The organism is Alistipes provencensis, assembly GCF_900083545.1.
GTDB lineage: Bacteria > Bacteroidota > Bacteroidia > Bacteroidales > Rikenellaceae > Alistipes > Alistipes provencensis.
Window position 1 is genome coordinate 3,655,161 of sequence record NZ_LT559262.1, and the last position, 12,100, is coordinate 3,667,260.

Annotated in this window: 7 protein-coding genes; 5 read left to right on the forward strand and 2 right to left on the reverse strand. The window is 62.3% G+C overall.

The features are described from left to right. Positions 1-13 precede the first annotated feature (13 nt). Positions 14-1,417: a sulfatase family protein gene (locus BN5935_RS14295; RefSeq protein ID WP_064976691.1), complete on the reverse strand. Its 1,404-nt coding sequence runs from the start codon at positions 1,415-1,417 to the stop codon at positions 14-16. Positions 1,418-1,780: 363 nt separating this feature from the next. Here BN5935_RS14295 and hepC point away from each other — a divergent pair, with 363 nt between their 5' ends. The 3 genes from hepC to BN5935_RS14310 are packed head-to-tail and all read left to right on the forward strand — an operon-like array spanning position 1,781 to position 6,866. Further along, positions 1,781-3,718, forward strand: a complete 1,938-nt coding sequence (hepC, locus tag BN5935_RS14300; RefSeq protein ID WP_064976692.1) for a heparin-sulfate lyase HepC — start codon at positions 1,781-1,783, stop codon at positions 3,716-3,718. A 9-nt stretch (positions 3,719-3,727) separates the two neighbouring features. Continuing rightward, positions 3,728-5,731 carry a heparinase II/III family protein gene (locus tag BN5935_RS14305; protein ID WP_064976693.1) on the forward strand — a complete coding sequence of 668 codons (2,004 nt, stop codon included), beginning with the start codon at positions 3,728-3,730 and terminating at the stop codon, positions 5,729-5,731. Position 5,732: 1 nt separating this feature from the next. Next, entirely contained in the window at positions 5,733-6,866 is a 1,134-nt protein-coding gene (locus BN5935_RS14310) for a heparin lyase I family protein (protein WP_064976694.1), read from the forward strand. A gap of 85 nt (positions 6,867-6,951) precedes the next feature. On the opposite strand, the gene BN5935_RS14315 is transcribed toward BN5935_RS14310, so the two are convergent. Beyond that, positions 6,952-8,622 (reverse strand): DUF6377 domain-containing protein, encoded by a 1,671-nt coding sequence (locus BN5935_RS14315; RefSeq protein ID WP_064976695.1) that lies wholly within the window; start codon positions 8,620-8,622, stop codon positions 6,952-6,954. Positions 8,623-8,884: 262 nt separating this feature from the next. Between BN5935_RS14315 and BN5935_RS14320 the strand changes: the two genes are divergently transcribed. Next, entirely contained in the window at positions 8,885-10,471 is a 1,587-nt protein-coding gene (locus BN5935_RS14320) for a metallophosphoesterase N-terminal domain-containing protein (RefSeq protein ID WP_064976696.1), read from the forward strand. Between the two features lie 36 nt (positions 10,472-10,507). Next, complete coding sequence (locus tag BN5935_RS14325) at positions 10,508-12,094, forward strand: metallophosphoesterase N-terminal domain-containing protein (RefSeq protein ID WP_235821124.1); 1,587 nt, start codon at positions 10,508-10,510, stop codon at positions 12,092-12,094. Positions 12,095-12,100 lie beyond the last annotated feature (6 nt).

A 12,100-nucleotide genomic window follows, 5' to 3' on the forward strand; every position in this document is an offset into this window, starting at 1 on the left:
TATCAGGTCGGTTTCAGTTCCGTGTTTCGGCATAGGGCCGCAGGTTGCGCACAAGCTTCGGGTCACCGATCCCGACGCCCCGGTCGTACATCGCCCGGCGCAGGCGGTTCAGCTCCCCCTCGTAGCGGCGGTCGACGGCCAGATTGACCATCTCGCCGGGGTCGGCCTGCAAATCGTACAGCGCCTCGCGGTTGCGGCCCCACTGGTAAAGGACGTATTTGTAACGCGGGCCGACGATGCACCAGCCGCGCATGCCGGGGCCCGGGAGGAGCGTCTCGACGAACACCTCGTCGTGAAGCGTCGCCTGCCGGCCTTCAGCCACGGGGCGCAGGCTCCGCCCGCGGTAACGCTCCGGATCGGGGATGACGCCCGCATAGTCGCAGACCGTGGCATAGAGGTCCAGCCCGACGTTCGACAGCGCTTCGTCGTTGCACACGCCCTCCAAACCGGTCCCCTTGGGGGCCTTGACGATCAGCGGAACGTTGACCACCTCCTCCTGCAAATTCCATTTCTGGTTCCAGCCGTGGGCGGCCACGCCGTCGCCGTGGTCCGAAAGGAAGATGATCGCCGAATCGTCATAGAGCCCGTGGGCCTTGAGCACCCCGACGATGCGGCCCACCTCGCGGTCGACGCGCTCCACAAGGCGGTAATAGGCATAGAGATAGCGCCGCCAGTCGTCCTCGGTGTAGGTGTAGGTGTCGTGGTAGCGGGGCGAGGAGGCGTGTTCCAACGCCAGAGCTTCAGCGGAATAGGTCGAGGGCATGAAGTTGGCCGGGAGGTTGGGGCACTCGTCGGTGGAGAAGGGCGCCAGCTCACCGTAATGCAGCGTCTCGTTGCGTCCGTATTCGCAGATTTCGTGGGGATTGAGCAGCGAAGCCACCAGAAACAGGGGCTTCGTGCCGTCGTATTCCCTCAGCGCCGCGTCGCAGGCATCGGCCAGCGTCGGGTCGTCCATCTTCGAAATGCGGCGGAATCCCGTGCCCGAATCGGGCAGGTTGACCTCCGGGACATGCCACTTCCCGGCGTAGAGGCACTCGTAACCCGCCCCGGCAAGACGGTGGCCGATGCCGGCCTGCATGTCGGCTCCGTTGGGGCGTATGGCGTTGTCGAAGGCCCCGACCTCGAAGGGCATGCGGCCCGTGACGAGCGAGGCGCGGCAGGGACCGCTCAGCGGAAAGGGGCAGTAGGCGCGTGTGAACCGCACGCCGTCGGCGGCCAGCGCGTCCATCGCCGGGGTCTTGACCCACGGATTGCCGGCGCACGACATAGCCCCGGCGGTCTGCTGGTCGGTCATGATGACGATGATGCCGGGACGCTTCCCGGCCGAGGGTTTGGGTTTGGGAGCGGCGGCGGCATCGGCGGTCACGGCCAGAGCGGCGAGCGATGCGGCCAGCGCAGGGTGGTTCAGGTTGGTCATAAGTCGGTTTTTCAGGTATTGCAAAGACAGTGCAAGCCGAGTGCGGAGCCGGGGTTTACCCGGACTATGCCGAGGCGCCGCCTGTCTAAGCCGAAGTTCATCTTCAGCAAAAGTAGCACAACGCTGCAACAAAGGCCCCGGAGATTGTTCTCAAAAACGTAAATCGTGTGCAAAAGCCTTTCGATTTTGTAGAATCGCACCTTAAATTTGTCCTAAAACCCCGTCGCAAGCCCCGTCAGGGCGCGTCATTCGACAAATCCGGCATCGGACTGCACAAAACTGAAACCCCTTTGCTGAAATTCGGGAAAGGATTGGTCATTATTAATAAAAGGTACCCGCGCTTTATCGTACCTTTGCCGTACCATGAAACCTGTAAAACTACTTATCACGCTTCTGCTGGCCGCCCTGCCCGCCCTGCTGCGGGCGCAGGCCGACACCTCGGTTTTCGCCCTGCTGGACCTCACGCACCCCGGACTGGAACGCGTCGCCGCGCTGCACGCCGCGGGCGACGAGCGGGCCGCCGCCGAGGCCCTGCTCGACTACTACCGCCACCGCACGGGCGTCGTCTGTCCCGACGTAGACCTCTCGGACATTACGATCTCGCCGGACGAGCGGCGCTGGGCCGACGAGGCGATGGAGCACCGTTTCTTCGTCCATCACGGCTACCAGCCCTCGTATTTCTACGGCGACGACATCGACTGGGAGTACTGGCCCGTGAAGGACAACGAACTGCGCTGGCAGCTGCACCGCATGAAGTGGTGGGTGCCGATGGGCAAGGCCTACCGTCTCTCGGGCGACGAGCGCTACGCCGCGGAGTGGTGCGCCGAATACCTCGACTGGATGCGCAAGAACCCCCTCACGGCGTATGACGAACGCAAGGCCGGGAACTGGACCCGCGCCGAAAACGTCTATTTCGCATGGAGGCCCCTCGAAGTGAGCGACCGGCTGGAGTTCCAGATCCACCAGTTCCTCTATTTCCTGCCTGCCGAGGCGTTCAGCGGGGATTTTCTCGTGCATTTTCTCGACAACTACCACCGCCACGCGGAGCATATCACGCGCCATTTCTCGGCCAAGGGCAACCACCTGCTGTTTCAGGCCCAGCGGCTCGTCTTCGCAGGCGTATTCTTCCCCGAGTTCCGCGACGCGGCCCGCTGGCGCGCGACGGGCGTCGAGATCCTCAACCGCGAGATCGGCGAGCAGGTCTACGACGACGGCATGCAGTACGAACTCGACCTGCATTACCACCACGAGTCGATCGGCATCTTCTTCAAGGCGCTGCAAATGATGGACGCCAACGGCTACCGCGGCGATTTTCCGGCGGAGTACCTCGCCACGGTCGAACGGATGATCGACGCCTACATCGACTGCTCGTTCCCGGACTACTCGACACCGCTGTTCAGCGACAACCGTTTTCAGGAGAAAGCCGTGCTGCTGCCCGGCTACCGGGCGTGGGCCGAGGTCTTTCCCGACAACGCCGCCATTCGCCGGATGGCGACCGAAGGCCGCGAGGGAGCCGCCCCGGAGCATCTTTCGCGGGCGCTGCGCACCTCGGGATTCTACGTCCTGCGCAACGGCTGGGAGAGGGACGCCACGGCGATGGTCCTCAAGGCCGGGCCGCAGGGATTCTGGCACTGCCAGCCCGACAACGGCACGTTCGAACTCTGGCACCGGGGCCGCAACTTCTTCCCCGACTCGGGCAGCTACGTCTATGCGGGCGACAAGGAGGTGACCGACCAGCGCAACTGGTTCCGCCAGACCCGCGTGCACAACACCCTGACGCTCGGCGGCCGCAACCTCGAGCGCACCGACTCGAAATGCGTGCGCTGGGAGACGGACGGCGCAACGGACATCCTAACGGTCGAAAATCCCTCCTACGAGGGCCTCACCCACCGCCGCACGGTGTGGTTCGTCGACCGGCGGTTCTTCGTCATCGCCGACGAAGTCTTCGGCGCGGCGCAGGGCGAAGTGGCCCTGCATTACAACCTCGTGGAGTGCGACCCGGCGGAGGATTTCGCGGCGCACTCCGCGGCGACCCGCTTCGACGACGGCAACAACCTCCTGCTGAAAGTCTTCGGGGCGGAGCGGATGGAACGCCGCGAAGGCTGGGTGTCGCGCACCTACCGCCAGCGCACCGAGCGTCCGGCCTATACGTTCACAGTACAAAAGCGCCCGGAAAAGCCCGTGCGGCTGGTGACGGTGCTGCTTCCGGCCGAAGACGCCGCGGTGCAGCGCGTCAAAGCCGTCTGGCACGGCGACCGGTTACAGGTCAAAATCAACCAAGAGAAATACAACCTAAAATAACGAACTGAAATGAAACGAATCCTGATGACCCTTTGCGCCGCGCTGGCGCTCGGCGCGGCATCGGCCGCCGGAACGACACCGGCCCTCGGCGACGAAAAGTCGCTCTACGACCTGCTGGACCTCGACCGTCCGGGGATGGAGGCGGTGAAGAAAGCCGTCGCCAAAGGTAACGTCGCCGCGGCGGACAAGGAGCTGCTGAGGTATTTCCGCACGCGCAAGCCCGTCGAGCTCTTCGGCCTCGACCTCGAAAACGTCAAGGTCAACAAGCTGGAGCAGAAGCAGGCCGACGAAGCGCTGGAGCACAAATTCTACGCCCACAAGGGCTACCAGCCCTCCTATTTCTACGGCGACGACATCAACTGGCGCTACTGGCCCGTGAAAGACAACGAGCTGCGCTGGCAGTTGCACCGTCACTACTGGTTCATCCCGCTGGCCAAGTGTTACTACACCACGGGCGATGTGAAATACATCGACGCATGGATGGAACAGTACGCCGACTGGGTGAAGAAAAACCCGCTGGACGGCGTCGAGCGGCTGACCGCCGCAGGGGCTCCTGCGGCCGAGATCACCGCCGAGAAGGAGAACATCCGCTTCGCATGGCGCGCGATGGAGGCCAGCCGCCGGCTGCAGGACCTGCTGACGGAGTTCGCGCTGACGATCCGTTCGCCGCGCTTCACGCCCCAGTTCCTCAACCTCTATCTGCGCACCTACCGCCAGCATGCCGACCACATCCTCCACAACTACTCCAAGCAGGGCAACCACCTGCTGTTCGAAGCCCAGCGGATGTTGTTCGCGGGCATCTACTTCCCGGAGTTCCGTGAAGCCGCCGAGTGGCGCCGCAGCGGCATCGAGATACTCAACCGCGAGATCGGCGTGCAGGTCTACCCCGACGGGATGCAGTTCGAGCTGGATTTCGGCTACCACATCGCCGCCATCGACATCTTCCTCAAGGCCCTCGGCATGGCCCGCGCCAACGGGTACGAAAGCGAGTTCCCCGCGAGCTACATCGAGACCGTCGGAAAGATGACCGCCGTGACGTGGAACATGCTCTTCCCCGACTACACGAACCCGATGTTCGGCGACACGAAGAGCCACGACAAGGGGACTCTGCAACGGCAGTTCCGCAGTTGGAGCCGGGTGTTCCCCGACGACAGGCAACTGCAATGGTTCGCCACGGACGGCCGCAAGGGCGCCCTTCCGAACTACACCTCGCAGCAGTTCCCGGCCTCGGGATTCTACATCCTGCGCACGGGGTGGGACAAGGACGCCACGGTCACGGTCGTGAAGGCCGGTCCCCCGGCGTTCTGGCACAACCAGCCCGACAACGGCACGTTCGACTACTGGCGCCGGGGCCGCAACTTCTTCCCCGACTCGGGCAGCTACGTCTACGGCGGCGACAGCGCCGTGCTGGCCCAGCGCAACTGGTTCCGCCAGACCCGCGTGCACAACACCCTGACGCTCGACAACCGCGACCTCGAAAAGACCGATTCGAAGCTCCTGCTGTGGGACGCGACGCCCGCTCTGACGACGCTGGTGACCGAGAATCCCTCCTACGAGGGCCTCACCCACCGCCGGGCGATGTTCTTCACCGAAGAGGGCCTGCTGGTGATCGCCGATCAGGTGTCGGGCGCGGCCGAGGGGACCGCAGGGGTGCATTTCAACCTCTGCCCGGGCAAGATCGAATACGCCAAGGACGGCACCGTGCGCACGTTGTTCGCCGACGGCAACAACATCCGCATCAAGACCTCGGCGACCGTCCCCGTGCAGATCCGCGAGGAGGAGGGATGGGTCTCGACCGCCTACCGCAAGAAGGAGGAGCGCCCGGCCTATGCCGTCGAAGCGCAGAAACCGGCCGGCGGCGAAGTGCTGTTCATCACCGTGATCGCCCCCGACGAAGCGCCGTTCCAAGGCTCGATCGCCATCGTTCCGGAAAAGGCCCCCGTGGGCGACAAACTCCGCTTCGCGGTGCGCGTGGGCGCCAAAACGTATAATTTAGGGTATGAACTCCGATAAGATGAAACGACTCTATGCAATAGGACTGCTGCTGGCCACGATGCCGGCAGCGGGTCAGGAAAAAGGCTACGAACCGCTGCCCGAGCGGGTGAACGTGCAGGCCGACTCGGCCCGCAGGGAGCAGGTGATCGACGGCGAGTGGGTCGCCGTGGGCATCCGCAAACCCGAGGCCCTCGGCCACGACTACTCCCGCCCCTATGCGGGCAAGCCCTCCTACCGGTTCACGCTCGGACGCGAGGACAACACCCTTTCGGGCTATGCCCCGGGCGAAACCAAGGGACGGTCGGAACTCTCCTACTGCTACGCCACGGCGTCCGATTTCGAGGGGCTCCCCGAAAAAGCCTACACCGACGCCCGACGGATGAAGACCGTCTACCACCACGGCAAGGGCATCTGTCCGCAGGGCACATCGTGGAGCTACACGTTTTCGGTCTACATTCCCTCGGAGTTGAGCAGCGACGTATCGACCATCTTCGCCCAGTGGCACGGCATGCCCGACCGGACGCTCGTGACGGCGCCCGACGGCCGGGTGATGAAGCTCCCCGCAGAGGAGTTCCTCGCCATGGAGGACACGGTCGTCATCAAGAAAGACACGGCCTACGAGCGCATCGCAGGGACCGACAAGAAAGGCAACACGGTCTGGAAAGCCGGGAAACCCACGGGCTGGAAGGTCGAGCAGGGCGGCTATCCCCCGCTGGCGTTCGGGTTCTCGAACGGGTATTTCTACATCAAAGCCAACTCCGACCGCCGCTGGTTCACCGACAAGACCGACCGCTGCAACGCCAATCCGGCCAAGGCCGAGGTGATGGTGCCCGTCACCTCGGAATTCAAGGCTTCGACGATCGCCGCGCGGATGCCGTTCGGGGAGTTTCCGAAAGATCGCTGGGTGACCTTCACCGTGGAGATCGACTGGACGCAGTACGGCGGCGCGGAGGAAACAATCGTGCGTCCGGGACGCCTTGACGTCGTGATGGCCTGCGACGGACAGACGCGCCGTCTGGTCGACAACGAACAGATCCTGATCGGCCGCAACGACGAGGACGGCTACTACTTCAAGTTCGGCATCTACCGTGTGGGCGACAGCACGGAGCCCGTGAGCTACAACCTCGCGGGATACGCCCAGCGGCAGCGCTGATCCCCGGAAAGGGAGATAAGAGAAGAGGCGGGATTTCGGTCCCGCCTCTTGTCATTCAGGTCCGGCGACACGCCGGAAACCCGCCCTATGAAATGCAGATACGCTGGATCTGCTCCTCGATGTCCGATGTCTTGTCGATCCGGGCGTTGCGCAGCCGCGCCCGGTAGGTGTAGATGGTCGAGAGGGTGCTGTTGAGGAACATGGCGATCTGCGCCGAGTCCGAAACGCCCAGCCGGATCAACGCCAGATAACGCAGTTCGGTCGAGAGCTGACGGCTCCGCTTGGGCATGAAACGCTCCGGTTCGAGGAGCAGCCCGCTCACCTGTTCGATGAAATCGGGGAACAGCCCGAGGAAAGTCTCGTCGAAAAGCCGCAGGAAATTGCGGTGTTCGGTCTGGATCAGCTCCTGCGAACGCAGCGTGATGAGCGTCTGCTCGGCATTCTCGGTTTTGAGCAGTTTGATGATCCCCATGCGGTAGGTGTCGAGACGCTGGATGTAGGAGCTGCAAAGCTGCATATATTGGCTCACATACTCCGATTTGATCTTGTTGGCGTCGTTGAGCTGGTCGTTGGTCCTCACCAGCGCGCTGTTGGTGGCGTTGAGCCGATGGTTGATGTCGGTCAGTTGGCGATTGATCTCGAGGTAGCTGTCCTTGAGGCGTTCGATCTCGCGCTTGCGCCGCAGGGTATAGATCGCCTGCCAGAGAATGACGACCAGCAGCACCGAAAGCGACAGGGCCGTGAAGAGCGTCAGCAGCAGTTTGCTGCGCATCGACTTGTCGAACGAGCGGGTGATCATGTCCAGCGATTCGGCATACTGGCCCATACGCAAACGATAATTACTGAGCGTCAAATCATTCAGCGTGCGTTTGATATAAGCGTTTGCCAACCGTATCTCCCCGGTTTCATAGAGTATCTGCGCCAGCCGGTAGAGCGACATGTGGGCGCGCGTCGAGGCCGAGAGTTCGTAGATCGAAGCCCGGGCCGCCCACAGCATCCCCCGCCGGTCGTCGCCCATATCGGTATAGTTGCGTGCGATCTGATAGGTGATATTGGCTTTCTGGAAGATATCGAGGCTGTCGATGTCGTCGTAAATAAGCCGTTCCAGCATCTCCAGCGCTTCCCGATTGCGTCCTTCAAGACGCAGCAGCTCGGCCTCGAAGTTCCGCTTCTGATAGGCGATGCGCGGCCCCGAGGCCCGGTTGATATAGGCCCTGAGGTAGTATTTGAGCGAATCGTCGTAGCGGCTCTGCACCTCGGGGAAAACGCTGAAGCGTTTCGACTCGCGGAATACCGTAGCCCGCGTGCGGTAGTAGAGCGTCAAGTCCACCTGCCGGCTGTCCGTCGTGTCGACGCTCCGCAGGATGCGGTTGGCCTCCGCCAGTTCGACGTTCCCGATCAGGACGATAGCCGTGCGCACCTTGGCGTTGTTTATCAACAGTTTGTCCCCCAGCTCCTCGGCCAGCGCACGGGCCTGCATGCAGTAGTAGGCCGACGAGTCGAGTTGGAAATGGCTGTAATGCCCCGCCAAGGTAGTATAAGCCCATGTCCGGGTCCGCATACTGCGGGTGGTGTCCGCAATGTTGCGGTATTTCCGGATCATACGGTGGCGGCGTTCCACATAGACCGCTTCGTTGTGTATGACATCGTTCAGTTCGCGGATCGTCGCGTCGATCTCGCGGTCGAGATCGTCCCGGCAGCCGGTCGCAAGGAATGCGGCAGCGGTAAGCAACAGGCAGCAGAGGCTTCGGTTCATGGCAAATGGCGTGTTTCGATGAGGCAAGATAATAAAATTCGGCATCAAAATCACGCCCCGGAGGACTTTTCGGGCGTTACAACCCGGTTACACAGTTTGATAAAACAAACCCGATTTACGCACAATCCACTGACAATTAACAGCCTGCATTTTCGACGAGTTTGATTTTCCCCACCCGCCTGCGGGAGTATTCATTTAGTAGGTACATTTGCCATACCGACTAACCCCGTTGCCCGGCGGCAACACACAAACCCAACCCCAAATGAACCGAATACTGAATTGCTTTTCATCGGCAGCGCTTGCATTGACGCTCCTCGCGGGCTGTTCGTCCGAATCGTCTTCCGAGGGTCCGACTCCCCCGCCCTCCGGAGCCGGGGATGTCTGCGGATATGTCCGCTGCGACGGCCATGGCATCGCCGGAGTCGTCGTTTCCGACGGCGTGAACGTCGTGAAAACCGACGCTGCGGGCTATTACTCCTTTACGAGCGACCTCGCCACGGCCGACTTCGTGCGCATCTCCATACCTTCGGGCTACGAAACGGCCCGCGACGGCATCCTTCCGGCATTCTACGCGCCCATCGACCCCGCCGCGACCGACGTGCAGCGCTTCGACTTCGACCTGACCGCCGTGGACAATACCCGCCACCTGCTGCTGGTCATGGCCGACATGCACATCTCGGGACGCAAACCGGGTTATCCGAACGACAGCGGAACAATCGTCGCCGAACTCGACGCCACGCAGTGCCGCGACCGTTTCATCCCGGCGCTCGCCTCCTATGCGGCCTCGGCCACCGAAGGTTACCGCGTCTACGGGCTGAATCTCGGCGACATGACCCACTCGGAATACTGGTATTCGAAAAACTACTCTTTCCCGCAATACATCGAGGCGATGAAGGGAGTCGATTTCCCGGTTTTTCACGTCATCGGCAACCACGACTACTGCCACAAGGTGGCCGACGACACGGCCGACGCGCAATATAAGGCGGCGCTGGGTCCCACCTACTATTCGTTCAATCTGGGCCGCATCCACTACATCGTGCTCGACGACATGGTTTACAAGGGTTCGAACGCCTACTCCACGCGCATCGACGACCGTCAGATGGAGTGGCTCCGCAAGGACCTCGCGGCGACGGACCCCGCGGTGCGCGACGTGGTCGTGGCGATGCACGTCCCGACCGTCAACGGGCTGCAAACGGACGGCTCCTATAAAAAGGCTCTTGAAAATTTCGACGATTTCTATGCGCTCTTTGCCGATTACAACCTTACGGTGATGAGCGGGCACTGGCACCACGCCCACTCGGTCCGCATCGGCGACAAGGCCGCCGAATACATCCTCCCGGCCGCGTGCGGCACATGGTGGTACAAACTCCTCTGCAACGACGGAACCCCGGCGGCTTTCTCGGCCTGCACCGTCAACGGAACCTCCATGAGCTACCGCATCGTGCCCTTCGGCGACGAGTACGCCGCGGAACGCTACCGCGTCTACAACAAGGGCGTCACGACCAACACCGGGACCGCCGCCCCCGGAACGGCGTCGGACCCCGCCGGCGGTTCGCCCGCGATTCTGCTCAATCTCTGGGAGATGCGCCCTGACTGGACCTTCACCTGCTACGAGAACGGCGCGCAGACATCGGGCCGGCTGACCCGCGTTGCGCGCTACGACCCCATCCACCGCGATTTCTGCAATCAGGGACTGATCGGATGGCAGAAATATTCGTGGTGCGCGACGGTCCGCACGGCCGACCACTGGCTGCAATATGTCCCTGCGGACCCCGCGGCAAACATCCGCATCACGGTAACCAACCAGAAAGGATCGCTGCTGCACGTCATCGACACGAAGATCGAATAACCCGAATCCATACCGCTTTTACCATTTTTTACCATGATGAAAAACAGAAAATTCCTGCTCTTCGCGGCCGTCGCCGTATGTCTTGCGGCGCCGGTCCGGAGCGCCGAACTGCCGCCTCTCCCCGACAAACCGGGGGCCACGGTCAAAGGCTATGTCGCGTGTGAAGGGCGAGGCGTCGAAGGGGTCGTCGTCTCCGACGGTTTCAACGTCGTGAAGACCGACGCCGAAGGCCGCTACTGGCTCAAGACCAAGCTCTCGCGGTCGGAGTTCGTGATGATCTCCACGCCGCGCGGCTACGACCCGGAGGTCTACTCCGGCTTCCTGCCCAAATTCTTCCACGCCCTCGACAAGACGGCGGGCAAAAAGGAGGTGCAGCAGTTCGACTTCCACCTCACACGCGCCGCCAACGACGATTACACCCTGCTCGTGGTGGCCGACGAACACGTCTCGGGCCGCGTGATCGACATCCCGCCCGGAAGCGGCAACGTCATCGCCCCGGTCGACTCGATCCAGTTCCGCGACGACTTCATGCCCCGGCTGGTGGAGTACGCCGACAGCCTGATGCGGCGCACACCGGTCTACGGGCTCAATCTGGGCGACATGACCCACTCGGAATACTGGTTCCGCAACAAAACGGGCATGGCCGAATACCTGCGTCTGGCCAAGGACACCCCCTTCCTGATGTACCACGTCATCGGCAACCACGACCACTGCCACAAATACGAAAACGACTACGAGGCCGAAGCCGAATACCGCAAGTATTTCGGACCGACCTACTACTCGTTCAACATCGGCAAGGTCCACTATGTCGTGCTCGACGACATGCTCTACCACGGACGCAACAAGTACGACAAGATCATCGCTCCGGAGCAGCTCGCATGGCTCTACAAGGACCTCCGGGCGCTCGATCCGGAGATCCGGCAGCTCGTCGTGGCCTGCCATGTGCCCCTCGTAGCCAACAACGGCGCATGGGACGACATCTGGTACAACCTCAAAAACAAGGACGAACTGTTCGTGCTGCTGCAGGACTACGACGTGACCATCATGACGGGCGACTGGCACACCGAGGGCACGACGCGCGTCAACGACCGGATGGTCGAATACGTCCATCCGGCCATCACCGGCAACTGGTGGTACCGTCAGGGCATCTGCTGCAACGGCTATCCCGCAGCCTTCACCGAGTATGTCTTCCGGGGCGACCGCCTCGAAAGCCGCTCGCTCGTCGACTGGGCCAACGGCAACAGCAAACAGCAGTTCCGGGTTTACAACAAGGGCGTCACCTCGAACACGGGCGTCGCCAGCGCCTCGGCGCTCGACCCCGCGGGCGGCGCACCCTCGGTGCTGGTCTTCTTCTGGGGCGTGGCCCCCAACTGGACCTTCGTCTGCCGCGAGAACGGCGAACAGACCTACGGACGCGGACAGCTCGTACAGCGTTACGACCCGCTGGCCCGTTCGCTGGTCGAGGAGGGCATCGTCCCCTACGAACGTTACACATGGCTCAAACAGAAACCCGTGCGTCTCTACCTCTACACCCCGAAGGACCCCGGCGCCGAAATCGAGATCGTCGGCACGGACCACATCCGCAACCGCGATTTCCGCGTGGTCACACGGATCGAACGCTAAACCAAG

Excerpts from the sequence above, each read along its gene's own strand:
- BN5935_RS14305 (WP_064976693.1), top strand. The coding sequence starts at position 3,728 with ATGAAACGAATCCTGATGACCCTTTGCGCCGCGCTGGCGCTCGGCGCG.
- hepC (WP_064976692.1), top strand. The coding sequence starts at position 1,781 with ATGAAACCTGTAAAACTACTTATCACGCTTCTGCTGGCCGCCCTGCCC.
- BN5935_RS14295 (WP_064976691.1), bottom strand. The coding sequence starts at position 1,417 with ATGACCAACCTGAACCACCCTGCGCTGGCCGCATCGCTCGCCGCTCTG.
- BN5935_RS14320 (WP_064976696.1), top strand. The coding sequence starts at position 8,885 with ATGAACCGAATACTGAATTGCTTTTCATCGGCAGCGCTTGCATTGACG.
- BN5935_RS14325 (WP_235821124.1), top strand. The coding sequence starts at position 10,508 with ATGAAAAACAGAAAATTCCTGCTCTTCGCGGCCGTCGCCGTATGTCTT.
- BN5935_RS14315 (WP_064976695.1), bottom strand. The coding sequence starts at position 8,622 with ATGAACCGAAGCCTCTGCTGCCTGTTGCTTACCGCTGCCGCATTCCTT.
- BN5935_RS14310 (WP_064976694.1), top strand. The coding sequence starts at position 5,733 with ATGAAACGACTCTATGCAATAGGACTGCTGCTGGCCACGATGCCGGCA.